The organism is Tessaracoccus pujii (genome assembly GCF_054483895.1).
Genome location: NZ_CM137012.1, coordinates 484,963 through 500,917, shown reverse-complemented (window position 1 = coordinate 500,917; position 15,955 = coordinate 484,963). Strand labels below are relative to the sequence as shown.

General features: G+C 69.1%; 14 protein-coding genes. All 14 read right to left on the bottom strand.

Features of this window, described 5'->3' with window-relative positions:
• Positions 1 to 58: 58 nt before the first annotated feature.
• Entirely contained in the window at positions 59 to 256 is a 198-nt protein-coding gene (locus ACX1D0_RS02335) for a hypothetical protein (RefSeq protein ID WP_459019302.1), read from the bottom strand.
• A 112-nt stretch (positions 257 to 368) separates the two neighbouring features.
• Entirely contained in the window at positions 369 to 3,908 is a 3,540-nt protein-coding gene (gene smc / locus ACX1D0_RS02330; RefSeq protein ID WP_459019301.1) for a chromosome segregation protein SMC, read from the bottom strand.
• 7 nt (positions 3,909 to 3,915) lie between these two features.
• Positions 3,916 to 4,476 (bottom strand): GtrA family protein, encoded by a 561-nt coding sequence (locus tag ACX1D0_RS02325; RefSeq protein WP_459019300.1) that lies wholly within the window; start codon positions 4,474 to 4,476, stop codon positions 3,916 to 3,918.
• Positions 4,473 to 5,312: a bifunctional DNA-formamidopyrimidine glycosylase/DNA-(apurinic or apyrimidinic site) lyase gene (gene mutM, locus ACX1D0_RS02320; RefSeq protein WP_459019299.1), complete on the bottom strand. Its 840-nt coding sequence runs from the start codon at positions 5,310 to 5,312 to the stop codon at positions 4,473 to 4,475. The genes ACX1D0_RS02325 and mutM overlap by 4 nt, the downstream gene beginning before the upstream one ends.
• A complete protein-coding gene (rnc, locus tag ACX1D0_RS02315; RefSeq protein WP_459019298.1) occupies positions 5,305 to 5,985 on the bottom strand; it encodes a ribonuclease III in 681 nt (226 codons plus the stop codon). Before rnc ends, mutM begins: the two co-directional genes overlap by 8 nt.
• Before the next feature lie 89 nt (positions 5,986 to 6,074).
• On the bottom strand, positions 6,075 to 6,266 hold the full coding sequence (gene rpmF / locus ACX1D0_RS02310) for a 50S ribosomal protein L32 (protein WP_459019297.1): 192 nt from the start codon (positions 6,264 to 6,266) through the stop codon (positions 6,075 to 6,077).
• Positions 6,267 to 6,303: 37 nt separating this feature from the next.
• Positions 6,304 to 6,852 carry a YceD family protein gene (locus ACX1D0_RS02305; RefSeq protein ID WP_459019296.1) on the bottom strand — a complete coding sequence of 183 codons (549 nt, stop codon included), beginning with the start codon at positions 6,850 to 6,852 and terminating at the stop codon, positions 6,304 to 6,306.
• A gap of 94 nt (positions 6,853 to 6,946) precedes the next feature.
• Positions 6,947 to 7,429 carry a pantetheine-phosphate adenylyltransferase gene (gene coaD, locus ACX1D0_RS02300; RefSeq protein ID WP_459019295.1) on the bottom strand — a complete coding sequence of 161 codons (483 nt, stop codon included), beginning with the start codon at positions 7,427 to 7,429 and terminating at the stop codon, positions 6,947 to 6,949.
• 7 nt (positions 7,430 to 7,436) lie between these two features.
• A complete protein-coding gene (gene rsmD / locus ACX1D0_RS02295) occupies positions 7,437 to 8,012 on the bottom strand; it encodes a 16S rRNA (guanine(966)-N(2))-methyltransferase RsmD (protein WP_459019294.1) in 576 nt (191 codons plus the stop codon).
• Positions 8,009 to 10,195: an ATP-dependent DNA helicase RecG gene (locus ACX1D0_RS02290; protein WP_459019293.1), complete on the bottom strand. Its 2,187-nt coding sequence runs from the start codon at positions 10,193 to 10,195 to the stop codon at positions 8,009 to 8,011. Before ACX1D0_RS02290 ends, rsmD begins: the two co-directional genes overlap by 4 nt.
• Positions 10,196 to 10,306: 111 nt before the next feature.
• Positions 10,307 to 10,492 (bottom strand): 50S ribosomal protein L28, encoded by a 186-nt coding sequence (rpmB, locus tag ACX1D0_RS02285; RefSeq protein WP_459019292.1) that lies wholly within the window; start codon positions 10,490 to 10,492, stop codon positions 10,307 to 10,309.
• A gap of 118 nt (positions 10,493 to 10,610) precedes the next feature.
• On the bottom strand, positions 10,611 to 12,809 hold the full coding sequence (locus ACX1D0_RS02280; RefSeq protein ID WP_459020365.1) for an Rne/Rng family ribonuclease: 2,199 nt from the start codon (positions 12,807 to 12,809) through the stop codon (positions 10,611 to 10,613).
• An 897-nt stretch (positions 12,810 to 13,706) separates the two neighbouring features.
• Entirely contained in the window at positions 13,707 to 14,405 is a 699-nt protein-coding gene (locus ACX1D0_RS02275; RefSeq protein WP_459019291.1) for a TIGR03936 family radical SAM-associated protein, read from the bottom strand.
• A gap of 38 nt (positions 14,406 to 14,443) precedes the next feature.
• Positions 14,444 to 15,943 (bottom strand): DUF1846 domain-containing protein, encoded by a 1,500-nt coding sequence (locus ACX1D0_RS02270; RefSeq protein WP_459019290.1) that lies wholly within the window; start codon positions 15,941 to 15,943, stop codon positions 14,444 to 14,446.
• Between the last annotated feature and the right edge of the window lie 12 nt (positions 15,944 to 15,955).

The window sequence follows — 15,955 nt, the reverse complement described above, 5'->3', positions numbered from 1 at the left end:
CGATGATCGCAATGATGACCCAGAAGAACCAATCCACGGGCTCATCCTAGCCAGGGGTTCAGCCGGCGCGGTTGTCGAGCCTCTCGAGGAACTTCGGCACCGCACCGTTGCCGTTGAGATGGCGGTTGGCCTCGTCGATCGCGCGGCCGAACCTGGCGTCCTTGACCTCGAAGCGTCCGGCGGACACGGCGACGACGATGAGGAGCGCGACGGCGAGAACGAGGATCAGCAGGACTGCGAACACGGCAAAACTCACTGGAGACTCCTTTCGGGAGGACTGGGGAAGTGACCTCCATCATGCCGAACGCCCGGCGGGGCCGGTTAATCGGTCGGCGCGCCGCCCACGGGCGACCATCCCAGTGTGCGCGTCATCGCTCGTGCAGCCTCTGCGACACGACGGTCGATATCCCATCGCCTCGCATGGTGACGCCGTACAGCGAGTCCGCGATCTCCATGGTGCGCTTCTGGTGCGTGATGATCAGGAGCTGAGAGGAAGCCCGCAGCTCCTCGTAGATTGCCAGGAGCCGGCCGAGGTTGGCGTCGTCGAGCGCCGCCTCCACCTCGTCGAGGATGTAGAAGGGGCTGGGGCGCGCGATGAACAGCGCCACCAGGAACGCGACCGCTACGAGCGAGCGCTCTCCGCCCGATAGCAGGGAGAGCCGCTTGACGTGCTTACCGGCCGGCCTGGCCTCGACGTCAACGCCAGTGGTCAACCAGTCCCCCGGATCCGTGAGGACCAGGCGGCCCTCCCCCCCGGGGAAGAGCCGGCCGAAGACGTCTTCGAAGCTCTTCTCGACGTCGCGGTAGGCCGACTCGAAGACCTCCTGCACGCGGCGGTCCACCTCCCCCACGATGTCGAGCAGGTCGATCCGGGTCTGTCTGAGATCATCCAGCTGCTCCGCCAGGAACTGGTGGCGGGCCGTCATGGCATCGAACTCCTCCAGCGCCAACGGATTGACCCGGCCCAGCACCGCCAGGTTGCGCTCTGCCGCGCGCAACCGTGCTGTCTGTTGCGCCCTGTCATAGGACAGTGGCTCCGGCTGGTCGTCGTCATCAGTGAGCGCTGTGCCGTCCGGGCGGGTCAGCACGGGCACCGGGTTGTCCGGTCCGTACTCCCCCACCAATTGCCCCGGCTCAAGCCCCAGTTCGGCGAGCGCCCTGTCCACGAGGTGTTCGACGCGCATCCGGTGCTCGATGCGCACCATCTCGTCGCGGTGTGCGCCCCGGACCACCTCGTCCAGACGGGCGGCCGCGGCCTTGGCTGCGTGTCGGGCCTGGGTGGTGCCCGACTCGGCCTGGCGACGCGAGGCCTCCGCGGAGTCCCGTGAGGTCGCGGCGCGGCGCCTGGCGCGCTCAACCTCCACGGTCAACGCCAGGGCCGCCTCGTGGACCACGCGTGCCACCTCCGCCTCGCGCCGCACGTGATCCGCGCGTGCCTTGGCCTTCGCCAGAGACTGCCGCTCGTGCTGGGCTGCGCGGGCCAGTGCTTCCGACCTGCCGGCGATGGCTTTGACCTGCTCCTCGGCCGTCCGCATCGCCAATCTGGCGTCCATCTCCGCCTGCCTGGCCTGCCTCGCCGCGGCGGCCTTGTCGTCGCGCTCGGCCGGATCCGGCTCGGCCACATCCCCTTCGGCTGAGGCCGCCTCCAGCCGGGCTGTGAGCTCCTGCCGCTGCTGCTCGTCCCGTGAGCGCGCGGCCTGGGCCGCCGTGATCGCCTCCGCGAGCCGCTCAGCCTCCCTGAGCGCCGTGGATTGCCCCTGCCTGTGGGAGTTGAGTTGTTCCGCCACCGCAGCCAGGTGCGCGTCGGAGGTGTGCAGCTCAGCCAGTGCGGCGCTCTCGTGCCGCCTGGCATCCTCCAGCCTGGCCTGGAGCTGCTCCACGGCGAAGCGGATCCGGTCCGCCTCGTGGCCGCATTCCGTCAGCGCCCGCTCCGTCTCCGCCAGTTGGGCCTGCACCTCGAGCAGCGAGGGCGCAGCGGTGGAGCCACCCTCGACGAGCCAGGACGAGAACAGGTCCCCTGAGCGGGTGACCGCGACCACATGGGCGTGCTCGGACACCACCGCGGCAGCCTCCTCGTGGGTCTCGACGGCGACGGCTGACCCGAGAAGCCGGTCGAGGGCTCCCGCCAAGTGGTCGGGGGCCCGCACGAGGCCCTGCAACGCAATACCCACCGTGGGGTGTCCGCCGTGGCGCGGCGCCCCAGCCACGATGAGAGGCGCGCGTCCCAGTTCCTGGTCCGAGAGGAACCTCGACGCCGCCACCGCGCCGTCGAGCCCTTGAACGACGATGGCCTCCGCCATACCGCGCAGCGCCGCGGCGACCGCGGCCTCCCACCCCGGATCGACGTCGAGGAGATCGCTCAACCGGCCGATCACGTCGTCGTGGCCGGCCTCGAGAAGGTCTGCGGATCCGTCCCGTCGTTGTGTCATGAGCCGAAGCGCCTCGACGCGTGCGTCCAGCGCCGCGCGACGTCGCCCGATCTCGGCGTCCTCCTTCCGGAGCGCCTCAGCCTGCATTTCGAGCTCCTGGACCGCCTCGGCCGCGCGCTCAAACCCCTGGTCCAGATCTGATTCGGACGCGCCGAGGCCGGCGAGCGAGGCCTCCGCGTGGTGATACTTCCGCGACGCCTCCTCAGCGCGGGCGAGGGCCTCGTCACGCCGGGCGATGAGCCGCTGCACCTCTTCCTGGGACGCGTCCAGCCGGGACGTGATCGCGTTGACGCGTCCGTTCAGCTTGGCCAGGCCCTCGCGGCGGTCCGCGATGGCGCGCAGCGCGGCGCTGTAGGCCTGCTCTGCGGCGGCGTGCTGCTGCTCCGCGCCCGTGCGTCTCAGCGAGGCGTCGACGAGCAGCCCTCGGGCATTCTCCACGTCGGCCATCAGCGCCTCCTCCCGTGCACGGAATTCGGCTGCCTCCGCCTCCAGCGCCTCGGGGTCTCGTCGACCGACGTCGAGGGCCGGCTGATTCTCGCCTGCGCGCATGCGTTCGGCCGCGATCGACACCGTCGTGGTGATCCGCTCCCGTAGGCCGGCGAGCGCGTACCACTGCTCCTGCGCGGCGTCGAACTCCGCCGCGGCCTCCCGGAGCCGCCGCTCGGCCGTTTCCTCCGCCTCGAGCGCGGCGGCAACCGCCTCTTCGGCTCTGGCACGTGCCTCGGCGGCCGCCGCCTCGTCGGCCAGCTCCGCCGCCAACTGCGCCTGTGCGGCGGAGAGGTCGTCCGCCAGCAGCCGGGCCTTGGCGTCGCGCAGTTCTGCCTGGACGACGGCGGCCTTCCGAGCCGCCTGCGCCTGACGGCCCAACGGCTTGAGCTGACGCTGCAGCTCGGCCACGAGGTCACTGAGGCGCTCGAGGTTCGCTTTGGTGGCCTCCAACTTCCGCAGCGCCTTCTCCTTGCGCTTGCGGTGCTTGAGGACCCCGGCGGCCTCCTCGATGAAGCCGCGCCTGGACTCGGGCGTGGCCTGCAGGATGGCGTCGAGCTGCCCCTGCCCCACGATGACGTGCATCTCACGCCCGATCCCTGAATCGCTCAGCAGTTCCTGCACGTCGAGCAGCCGGGCGGCCGTGCCGTTGATGGCGTACTCCGAGCCGCCGCTGCGAAACATCGTGCGGGTGATGGTCACCTCGGCGTACTCGATGGGGAGCGCCCCATCGGAGTTGTCGATGGTCAGTTCCACCTCCGCGCGCCCCAGCGGTGCCCGCTTGGTGGTGCCGGCGAAGATGACGTCCTCCATCTTTCCCCCGCGCAGGGTCTTGGCGCCCTGTTCGCCCATGACCCAGCTCAACGCGTCGACGACGTTGGACTTGCCCGACCCGTTGGGACCGACGACGCACGTGATTCCCGGCTCGAACACCAGCGTGGTGGCCGAGGCGAAGGACTTGAAGCCGCGAAGGGTGAGCTGCTTGAGGTACATGCCAGGTCTAGGCTGCCTGGACCGGTGGCCTGGCGGTCCGGATGGAGCGGAAGGTCCAGAACTTGTTGAGCAGGAAGCTCACCGGAATGGTGAAGATGATCATGATCAGCTGCGCCCAGTAGAGCTTGGTGCGCAACCCGCTGGAGTTGTCGAACACGTCGCTGGGCAGCGCCAGCGGCGACTGTTCCCACATCAACAGCGTCAGGAGGACCATGCCGATGCCCTGCGCGACCAGCCCGACGGTGAGGAACGGCCAGTACTCCCGCCACCAGCCGGAGTGGCGGTGGGACACGAACGTCCATCGTCGGTTGAGCTGGAAGTTGACCAGGTTCGCCACCATGAACGCCACCATGCTCATGACGTGATACCACCGGATGTTGAACTCGGTGCCGGGAATGGCCCACCACGCCCCGCCGCCGTGCGCCGCGCCCGGCCAGATGAGAGGCAGCCCGTGGCGCTGAACCCAGATGGCCGCCATGTTGACCACCACCCCGAGTCCGCCGACGGTGCCGAACCGCAGAAACTGCCCGATGGAATTGCGATAGCGCTCGACTATTGACCTGATCACCCGCGCTCCTTCCGTGCCGGCTGGCACCTCGGACAAAAGTAGCTGCTGCGGTTCATGAACGGGCGCCGCGCGATGGGCGTGGCGCAGCGTGGACACGGCTGGTCCTCGCGTCCGTAGGCGGCCAGAGAGCGGGAGAAGTAGCCGGACCGGCCGTTGACGTTGACATACAGCGCGTCGAAGGAGGTGCCGCCCTCGGCCAGAGCCTCGACCATGACCGTGCGGGCCGCCCTCAGGACGCCCAGTGCCTTCGCGCCGGAGAGCTGGTCCGTGGGGTGCTCGAAGTGCAGCCTGACACGCCACAGCGACTCATCTGCGTAGATGTTGCCGATGCCCGAGATCAGCCGTTGGTCCAGGAGGGCCCGTTTGATGCCCGTCCGCCTGGTGCGGAGGCGGGCCGCCACGGCTTTCTCGTCGAAGTCCGGGTCGAACGGATCGAGCGCGACATGCGGCACCGGGCACGCGGCCGCACCTGGCCGCCAGTCGAGACCACCGAACATCCGTTGATCGATGAACCTCAGCTCGCTGCCGTCGTCGAGACGGAACAGCAGCCTGGTGTGCGGGGCCAGCTGCGCACCGGGCACGTCTACCCTGAACTGACCGCTCATGCCCAGATGTACCACCAGCGCGTCGTCGCCGAGCACCCACCACAGGTACTTGCCCCGACGGCGCACTGCGTCGATCCGGCGGCCCGTGAGGTCCGCGACGAGGGCCTCAGGGCCGGCGGGATGGCTGCGCACGGGCCGTGGATGCAGCACGGTGACCTGCTCGATTCGACGGCCCGCCGCGTGCGTGCTGAGGCCGAGCCTGACGACCTCCACTTCGGGCAGTTCAGGCACCAGTGAGCACCTCGCACGCCTCGCGTGCGGCGATCTGCTCGGCAAGCTTCTTGCTTGGGGCCACGCCTCGGCCCAGGGGCCGCTCGTCCACCACGACCACGGCACTGAAGGTCCGCTGGTGGTCCGGACCCTCGCCAGTGATCTCGTAGCGGGGCAACGGCCAACCGCGATGCGAGCAGATCTCCTGCAGGGAGGTCTTGTGGTCCGCGTAATCCCGGCTCCGCTCGGCATCCTCGATGCGCTGGTCGAGGTTCCGGTGGACGAACCTCTCAGCTGCATCGGGACCGGCGGAGATGAACACGGCGCCGATGACCGCCTCCATCGTGTCCGCGAGGATGGAGGTCTTCTCCCGGCCCCTGGTCGAGACCTCGCCCTTCCCGAGAAGGAGGTGGTCTCCCAGATCCAGCGTGCGGGCCACGTCTGCCAGCGCTACCGCGCTGACGACGCGGGACCGCAGTTTGGCCAGTTGCCCCTCCGGGAGCTCAGGGTAGGTCCGGAAGATGTGCTCCGTGACGACGATCTGCAGCACCGCGTCGCCGAGGAATTCCAGCCGCTCGTTGGACTCGATGCCGCCATGTTCATAGGCGTAGCTGCGATGGGTGAAGGACAACTCGAAAAGCTGGGCGTCCACTTCGACGCCCAGCTCCTTCAGCTGGTCCTGCAGCCTGCTCATCCTGACGTGACCCCCGCGCGAGCGGTCTCCTCAGGACACCGTCCCGCCGGTGCGGGGGACGCCCCGCGCTCAGCGGGAACGGGTGTAACTCAGGCCTCGAGGACCTGGCGGCGCTGGCCGCGGGGTCCGTACTGGCCGCAGGCAGCGCATGCGGTGTGCTGCAGGTGCGGCTCGCGGCATGCCGGGTTCGCGCACACGACGGTGGGGACGACGGTCGTCTTCCACTGCGCACGGCGCGAACGGGTGTTGCTGCGCGACATCTTCCGCTTCGGAACGGCCACGGTCTTCTCCTCTGTCAGGAACTTCTCGAAAATCTGCTCAGCTGGGTGTGTCCCCGCCAAGCCCGGTCAGCTTCTCCCATCTGGGATCAATCTGCTCACCGTGGCCGTGCTCGGGATTGTCGTTGAGAGGGACTCCGCATTCGGGGCAGAGGCCCAGGCAATCTTCCTCGCACAGGGGCGTGAACGGCAACTCGAGTACCACGGCGTCACGCAGGGCCACTTCGAGATCGATCGTGTCATCAATGATGAGACTCTCGTCCTCGTCCATCTCGTTGCCGGGATAGAAGTAGAGCTCCTGCACATCGAAGGAGGTCTGCTCCTTGATGTTCTCCAGGCAACGGGAGCACTGGCCGTGGAGTTCCACGGTTGCCGTACCCGTCACCAGGATGCCTTCGGTGACCGCTTCGAACCGGAGATCCAGCTCTATATCGGTGTCCTGTGGTACCCCGATCACTTCGGTGCCAAGGTCCGCAGGCGCTGGTACCGTCGTGGACACCTGTCTCATCGTCCCGGCCCGTCGCGACAGCTCGTGCATCTCGAAAACGAGCGGCGAGCGGCGATCCGGGTGGGGATGCACGGGTGACACGTCGGATTCCCTTCGTCTGACCGTCCCATGACCTCGTCATGACCGACCGCCAACATTACCGAGGCCCCGACGATTTCCCAAATGGGCGAGGCGCTCAGGTGCGTTCGGCGCGCCGTCGCTCCTCGATGGCCGTCACCACGTTGCCCGGCACATAGGCCGACACATCACCGCCCAGCAGGACCACCTGGCGGATGATGGTCGACGAGAGGGTCACATGGCTGCGGGCAGCGGGCAGAAGAATGGTCTCCACCGGGCCCATGGCGTGGTTCATGTGCGCCATCTGCAGTTCGAAATCGAAGTCCGCCCCGAACCGGAGGCCCTTGACAACCGCCGGGATGCCGCGGCTGCGGCAGAAGTCCACCAGCAGGCCCTCCATGGGTTCCACCGTGATGTGGTCCAGGTCCGCTGTGGCCCCGCGGACCAGGGCGACCCGCTCGTCGAAGCTGAAGAGATAGCTCTTCGTGGAATTGTTGCCGATGGCCACCACCACCTCGCCGAACATCGCGTGCGCGCGCCGGATGATGTCCAGGTGGCCCACCGTGATGGGATCGAACGATCCGGGGCACAAGACGGCCATGAAGCTCCTAGTCCACGGCTCCGAAGTGGAGCGTCGTCTCACCGTAGCGGCGATGCCAGGTGTCTGTGAACCTCTCCGGCCAGACGGGTGGGCGGTCCCGACCCGAGCGCTCCACCACCACCAGCCCCCGGTCCGCCAGCGCGGTCTCGACCAGTGTGGCAAGCAACGACTCCACCGTGTCCGTGGGGAGGTCGTAGGGGGGGTCCAGGAAGATCAGGTCGAAGCTGCCCCCGGGGGCGGCCGCCACCGCCTCCGCCTTCACCGCACGCACCTCGACGGTGAGCCTGCTGGTCTTGGCGTTGCCCTGGATGAGCCTGGCCGTGGGTCGGTCGTGCTCCACCAGCACCACCGGGTCCGCGCCCCTGCTGGCGGCTTCGAGTCCCACAGCCCCCGAGCCGGCGAACAGGTCCAGCACGGCGAGCCCGGCGAGGTGTCGGGAGGCCTCCTCCTCCGCTGTCCCGAACCAGCTGGCCAACGCGGAGAAGAGAGCCTCACGGGTGCGGTCCGTCGTGGGCCTCGTCCTGGCGCCCCTGGGCGTGGCGAGGCGGTGACCCTTCGCGCTGCCGGCGATAATGCGGCTCACGACTTCTCCATCCATTCGCCCGCAGCGAGGGCGTCCGCCTTGGTCATGAGGTCTGCCAGGAGCGGATCAGCTGCCGCGCGGGGGTCCGCAAGCACACGCTCTGCGAGGAGTTTGGCGGACTGGATCACGTCGGCATCATCCAGGGCCCGCAGCAGCTTGAGGGAGCCGCCCCCGGACTGGGCCGCGCCCAGCACGTCCCCCTCTCGCCGCAGCCGCAGGTCCAGCTCCGCCAGCTCGAATCCGTCCGTCGAGGAGGTCAGTGCCCGGAGACGAGCCTGCGCGTCCTCGTTCTCCCCCACCGCAGCCAGGAGTAGACAGATGCCGGCGTGCCGCCCACGGCCGATCCTGCCGCGGAGCTGGTGGAGCTGTGACAGACCGAAGCGGTCCGCGTCCATCACCACCATCACCGACGCGTTGGGAACATCCACCCCGACCTCGATCACGGTGGTGCTGACGATGACGTCGAGCCGCCCCTCGGTAAAGGCCGCCATGGCGGCATCGCGGTCAGCCGCAGGCTGCCGGCCGTGGACGACGCCGAGGCGGAGCCCTGCCAGGGGACCTCTGGCGAGCTGGGGTGCGAGCTCCTCGACCGCGGCCATCATCCTCCCGTCGCCGACGGCGGCCTCCTTCGCCGTGATGGCCGGGCACACGACGAAGGCCTGCCGGCCCGCGGCCACCTCTTCCCGGATCCGTTCCCAGGCGCGGGCGACCCAATGCGGATTCCTCGTGGTGTCCACGAACACGGTCTGCACCGAGGAACGACCGGCGGGGAGTTCTCGCAGCTCGCTGACCTCGAGATCACCGAAGACTGTCATGGCGATGGACCGCGGGATGGGCGTGGCCGTCATGACGAGTGCGTGCGGCTTGCGCTCCGCCTTGGCCGCGAGGGCCGCGCGCTGCTCCACACCGAAGCGGTGCTGCTCGTCGACGACGACGAGACCGAGGTCGGAGAAGGTGACCGGGTCACTGAGGAGCGCATGCGTGCCGATGACGATGCCCGCCTCCCCCGTCGCGATGCGGGCGAGGGCGCCGCGCTTGGCGGCGGCGGAGCGGCTGCCCGTGAGCAGCACCACGCCGGTGGCCTCCTGATGCGCACCGAGCTGGCGGCCCTGCCCCAGGTCCCCGAGCAGCCCGGCGATGCTCTGATAGTGCTGGTTTGCGAGCACCTCGGTGGGCGCCAGAAGGACCGCCTGTCCCCCGGCGTCCACGACGGCCAGCATCGCGCGCAACGCCACCAATGTCTTACCGGACCCCACCTCGCCCTGGAGCAGCCGATGCATGGGAGAGGAATCTGCCAGCTCCCCGAAGACCGTCTCGCCGATGGCCCGCTGGCCGGCGGTGAGCGTGAACGGGAGCCGCTCGTCGAACGCTTCGAGAAGCCCGCCGCTCCGCCGCGGACGGGGGGTGGCCTCCTGGCCGGCCGCCTCTCGCCGCCGCGCCGCCATGGCCAGTTGGATGCCGAAGGCCTCGTCGAAGCGGAGCCGCGCCTGGCCGACCTCCGCCTGGCGCACCTCGACGGGCTCGTGGACCGCTGTAAGCGCCTCGACGAACGGCAGGACTCCGGCCTCCTCGACCACCCAGGGGGGCAGGGTGTCCCCGCTCAGCGTGGGGAGAACCAACTGCACCGACTCCGCGATGACCCACGTGGGCACCTTGGCGCTGGCGGGGTACAGGCCGATCATGGTGGCGCGCTGGACGCTGCGTTCCATCGCCTTCTTCTCAGCGGAGCCGCCCGAAAGCCGGGCACCGTCCAGCATCACGAAGTCCGGGTGCGCGAGCTGCAGCATGGAGTTGAACACCCCGACCCGTCCGACGAAGATCCCCCGCCGCCCGGGGGCCAGTTGCCGGTGCCAGTACTCCAGGACCCGCGCCTTCCTGGCGAAGAACGCCACGGACAGGGAACCGTGACCGTCACTCAGAACGGCCTGGACTCGACCCGTGCTGCCGGTGTGGATCTGCTCGGACCGGACCACCTGCGCGATGACCGCGACGTCCTCACCCACCTTGAGCGTGCTGAAGTCAGACATCTCCGTCCCGGAGATGTAGCGCCTGGGGACGTGCCGGACAAGGTCGTCGACGGTGACCAGGCCGAGGCGCTCGAACTCGGCGGCTGTCTTCCCGCCGACCACGTCCACGAGCCGGCGGCCCAGCTCACGGTAGATGGGGGTGCGCCAGGATGACATGGATCAGACCCTACCGGCCCCCACCGACAGGCGGCCCGCAGACGCCGGGCCCAGACGACTCAGCCGGCGGCCCGTGAACGGACCGCCGGCTGGGAGCGACAGGGATGCGAACTAGCGCGAGACCTTGCCTGCCTTGATGCAGGAGGTGCACACGTTCACGCGCTTCGGCGCACCGTTGATGGTGGCGCGGACGCGCTGGATGTTCGGGTTCCAGCGGCGGTTGGTCTTCTTCTTCGACCAAGGCACGTTGTGACCGAAGCCGGGTCCCTTGGCGCAAATGTCACACGTGGCGGCCACTGGAATCTCCTTGTTGTCTGTGCCCAGGCCACAGCCTGGTTCGATCTGAGGTAGGTGCCCACGCGAGCAGGCAACCGCACAATGTTAACCCGCCCGCGTGGGATTGGCCAAATGGCCGTTACTTCCTGCTGCGCCGCCGTGACGACTTGCGCTCTCCACCGTCGGAGGGAGCCTGCGATTCGACCGGCTCCTCGAAACGGACGTACCCCGCACCCTGGCAGTGCTCGCACTGCTCGGTGAACGCCTCCTGCAGCCCGGTGCCGATCCGCTTGCGGGTCAGCTGGACGAGGCCGAGGCTGGTCACCTCCGCCACCTGGTGGCGGGTGCGGTCACGTCCCAGGCACTCGACGAGGCGGCGTAGGAGAAGTTCGCGGTTGCTGGGGAGCACCATGTCGATGAAGTCGATGACGATGATGCCGCCGATGTCCCTCAGCCTCAGCTGACGCACGATCTCCTCTGCCGCCTCCAGGTTGTTGCTGGTGACGGTGGCCTCAAGGTTGCCGCCCGAACCGGTGAACTTGCCGGTGTTGACGTCGACGACCGTCATCGCCTCGGTTCGGTCGATCACCAGCGACCCGCCGGAGGGCAGGAAGACCTTCCGATCCAGCGCCTTGGCGATCTGCTCGTCGATCTTGTACTGCGCGAACACGTCGCGGTCGTCGGTGGGCTCGAACCGGACCAGGCGCTCGGCCAGGTGCGGGGCGACGTGGCCCACGTAGGCCGCGATCGCGTCGTACGCGTCGTCCGGACCCCCGTTGCCCTGGACCACGAGCCGACCGAAATCCTCGGTGAACAGGTCTCGGACGATGCGCAGCGTGAGATCCGGTTCCGCGTACAGGGCCTGCGGCGCGCTGCCCTGCTTCGACTTCTTCTCGATGACCTCCCACTGGGCCTTCAACCGGTTGACGTCGCGGACCAGTTCCTCTTCGCTGGCTCCCTCGGCGGCCGTCCGCACAATGACGGACTCGTCGTCGGAGATGAGGGTGCCCAGGATGGTGCGCAGGCGCGTCCGCTCGGTGTCCGGAAGCTTCCGGGAGATACCCGACAGGTGACCCCCGGGCGAGTAGACGATGTAGCGGCCGGGCAGCGAGATGTGGCTCGTGAGGCGGGAACCCTTGGCGCCCACCGGATCCTTCGTCACCTGGACCAGGACACTCTGACCCGACTTCAGGACGTTCTCGACCTTGCGGTTCTCCCCTGTCACCCCGAAGAGGGCCCAGTCCACCTCGCCGGCGTAGAGCACGGCGTTGCGGCCCCTGCCGATATCGATGAAGGCGGCCTCCATGCTGGGCAGCACGTTCTGCACCCGGCCGAGGTAGATGTTGCCGATCAGCGAGGTGGCCGAGGCCTTGTCCACGTAGTGCTCGACAAGGATGTTGTCCTCCACCACCACGAGTTGCGTGTAGTCCTCGGCCTGCCGGATGACCAGCTGTCGGTCCACCGATTCCCGGCGGGTCAGGAACTCCGCCTCACTCAGGATGGGGGCGCGTCGACGACCCGCGGCGCGGGACTCCTTGCGACGCTGCCGCTTGGCCTCCATGCGGGTGGAGCCTTCGATGCCCGTGACCTCGTCGTCGGATGATGAGGTGGCGGTGTCTGACCGCTCTCCACGACGACGACGACGACGGCGACGCGTGGTGCCGTTGTCGTCGGACTCGACGCCTTCAGCCTCGGCGGTGCCGTCGGTGACCTCGTCGGCGGTTGGTTCGTCGCCGGTGGGTTCGCCCTCCACATCCTCAGCGTCGTCGCCTTCCGGCCCGGATTCCTCGGACTCGTCGGACTCGTCCCGGGAGCTGCCGCGGCGGCGACGACGGCCACCGCGGCGGCGACGACGGCGGGACGGGCGGTCATCGTCGTCATCGTCGGCGGCGTCGACGTCGGATTCCTCCTCCGTGGACTCGTCGGCCTCATCGACATCGGGTTCGTCAGTGGGCTCCTCGGCGATGTCCTCAGAGCCCGTTGCCTCGGCGTCCGGCTCCTCCGCATCGGCTGCACCGGCGATCGCTCCGGCGAGCGCGGCCAGCTGCTGGTCGCGGGCGGCGGCGGTCAGGAAGGGATCCGACAGCACGGCCTTCCTGGCCTCGGCCACCTCACCGGCGGCACGGAGCGCGGCGCCGATGGCGTCCTCGTCCCCGGCGACAGCCATCGGCGCAGCCGGTGGGCGGGTGGCGCGGCGGCGACGACCGCGCGGCGCCTCCTCAGCGGGGGCCGCAACGTTCTGGGTTGCCGCCGGTGTCGGCTCCGGGACGCTCAGGGGCTCCGTCTCGACGGTGGCCGTCTCCTCGGGCTGAGCTTCGGGCGCCGTCTCGACCGGCACAGCCGGTGTGGCGGCAGGGGCCGTGACGGGTGCGGGCGGGGCCGCCGGGCGTGACGCGCGGCGACGGCGGCTGGGAGCCGGTGCGATCTCGGCGACGGGCTCAGCGGCGGCGGTGGCCTCAACAGCCGGCTCGGCGACGGCCCTGGCCTCGACAACCGGCTGCGCGGTGACCTCTGCCACGACTTCAGAGGCCGCGGCGTTTTGACCCTGCTGCAGCGCCTGGTGCGCTTCAGAGGGCTCGACGGCGGGTGCGGCGCTCTGCGGGGTGACCGCCGACTCGGGGGGCGCCGTGCGGCGGGTGGCGCGGCGCCGGACCGGCTTGGCGGGGGCCACTTCGCCCGCGGTCTGCTCGGCGACCTGCACGAGGGCCTCCTGGGCCTGCGGTTCCGGGGCGACAGTGGGCTCAGGACCGGGCGCGTCGGCCGGCACCTCCACCGGCTTCGTGCGGCGACGACGGCTCGGAGCCGCCTCAGCGTCCGCGGTGGCGTCCTGCTTGGCGCTCACTCGTCGGCGCTTGGGCGTGAGGTCGGCGGGAGCCTCGGTGGCTGGGGCGGCCTCCGCGACGGGCGTGCGGCCGGCGGTGTCCGCGGCTGCGTCCTGCGGAGCGCCTGCCGGGCGACCGGCAGCGCGGCGGCGCCGGACAGGGGCTGGCGAGCTGGTGACCTCGGCGACGCTCTGGCCGTCGTTCTCGGTGTCGAGCATGGGGCTCCTTACGCGCATCTGCGCGGACTGGCACAGACGTGCTGTGCACTAAGACTGAGGTCATCCAGGGCAGTGCGAGCAGTCGCGGCAGAATTGCCGCGGTGCAGCCTCGCTGCTCCCGGGTGGCACCGGCGGTGCCGTGACCTGATCGTTATTCTCGCACACGGCCCCACCCGTGTGCGCATCGCGACACGATCAGCGCAGCGGATCGCCGATCTCCCCATCCCTCAGGGGACCCTGCGCGAGACGGTTGAGCAGCGCCTGCGCGGGCACGCGCGCGTCCAGCCGACGGAGCGCTGTGACGACGTCGTCGGGTCGCACCAGCGGTGTCAGATGACGCGACAACAGCAGGAGCGTCTCGTCGTCGGACGCCCGAAGGCTCACGATGGCGGCGCGGACGTCGAACGCCCGGAGGCCGTTCTTGGTCATGCGCTCGACGACGTACTCGCCCCGCCCTAAGAGCTCGGCCGAGACGGCGTCCAGCAGGCCGGGCGCGGCCCCGGCAAGCGTGATGACCCACTCGGAGGCCTCCAGGAGATCCCCCAGGGGCGCCTTGAGGGCCTCGGCCGTATCGAGTACCACGAAACCGTGCGGCAGGACCTCGTTGAGCACCTCCATCACCCTCACCGGGTTGCAGACCTCACTCAGGCCGAGCTCGACGTACTCCGCCTCCGACGCCGCCGACGTGGGTGCCGCGTTGGCGTAGGAGATGCGCGGATGGGGTGAGAAGCCCGACGAGTAGGCCATGGGGATCTCAGCGCGCCTGAGCGCGCGCTCCAACGCCCGCCCGAAGTCCCGGTGCGATGTGAAGCGCCCCGGCCCACGCTTGGCGTAGCGGAGACGCAGCTTCTGCGCCGGCGGAGCCTGCTGGACAGGCGGTTGTCGTTGTCCCACGCGCGGAAGTGTAGACGAGTCCCCCCGGGCGGCTCTGCTCAGCGCTTCCGATACAGCTTCTTGCTCTGGAAGACCGGTTCGCTGGTGACGTTGACGCCGAGGTTGCGGAAGATGGCCTCGTCGACGGGCCCGAGGATCACGGTGGTGTGGACGTCGCAGCCACGCAGGTGCGGCAGCTCAGCCAGCGCGAGCCGGGCGTTCTCGTCGTGGGTGGCGCCCACCGACAACGCGATCAGCACCTCGTCGGTGTGCAGGCGCGGGTTGGCGCTGCCGAGGTGCTGCGTCTTGAGGGTCTGGATCGGACCGATGGTCTCGGGGGCGAGGAGGTGCACGTCATCCGGAAGGCCCGCCAGCGTCTTGAGCGCGTTGAGCAGCAGAGCCGAGGAGCTGCCCAGGAGCGCAGACGTCTTGCCGGTGACGATGGACCCGTCGGGCAGTTGCAGGGCCGCCGCCGGCCCCTTGGTGCGCCGCTCCGTCTCCAGTGCGGGTCCCACGACGGGCCGGTCCTCGACGGCGATGCCGAGCTTGCTCATCGTCAGGGCGATGCGGTCTGAGAGCGTGGGCTCCAACTCGTCGCTCCGCTCGTGCACCTGCGCCTTGTAGAAGCGCCGGATGACCTCCTGCTTCGACGCGTCACGACAGACCTCGTCGTCGGAGATGCAGTGGCCCGCCATGTTGACACCCATGTCCGTCGGCGACTGGTACGGCGAGCTGCCTGTCAGGCGCTCGAACAGCAGCTTGAGGACGGGAAAGATCTCGACGTCGCGGTTGTAGTTGACCACCTGTTCGCCGTAGGCGTCCAGGTGGAACGGATCGATCATGTTGACGTCGTCGAGGTCCGCCGTCGCCGCCTCGTAGGCGAGGTTGACGGGGTGGTCGAGCGGAAGGTTCCAGATCGGGAACGTCTCGAACTTGGCGTAGCCGGAGGGGATCCCGCGCTTGTGGTCGTGATACAGCTGCGACAGGCAGGTGGCCATCTTGCCGCTGCCGGGACCGGGTGCGGTGACGACGACGAGGTCCCGGCTGGTCTCGATGTAGTCGTTTCGACCGTAGCCGTTGTCGCTGACGATGAGCGGCACGTCGTTGGGATACCCCTTGATCGGGTGATGGCGGTACACCTTGAGCCCGAGCCGTTCCAGCTTGCGCTTGAACGCCCTCCCCTGGCGGTGCTCGTCGCTCATCTGCGTGATGACGACGCTGCCCACGAACAATCCGTAGGACCGGAACTCGTCGATGAGCCGGAGCACGTCTGATTCGTACGGGATGCCCAGATCGGCGCGGACCTTGTTGCGGGCGAGATCGAGGGCGCTCACGACGATCACCACCTCCACCTCGTCCTGGAGGGTCTCCAGCATGGCGATCTTGTTGTCAGGCGTGAATCCCGGTAGCACGCGGGCGGCGTGGTGATCGTCGAAGAGCTTGCCGCCGAACTCGAGGTAGAGCTTGCCGCCGAAGCGCTTGCGCCGCTCGTCGATGTGCTGAGACTGAAGGGCGAGATACTTCTCGCGGTCGAACCCGATTCTGCGCGCGCTGTCCACGGATCCGCAGCC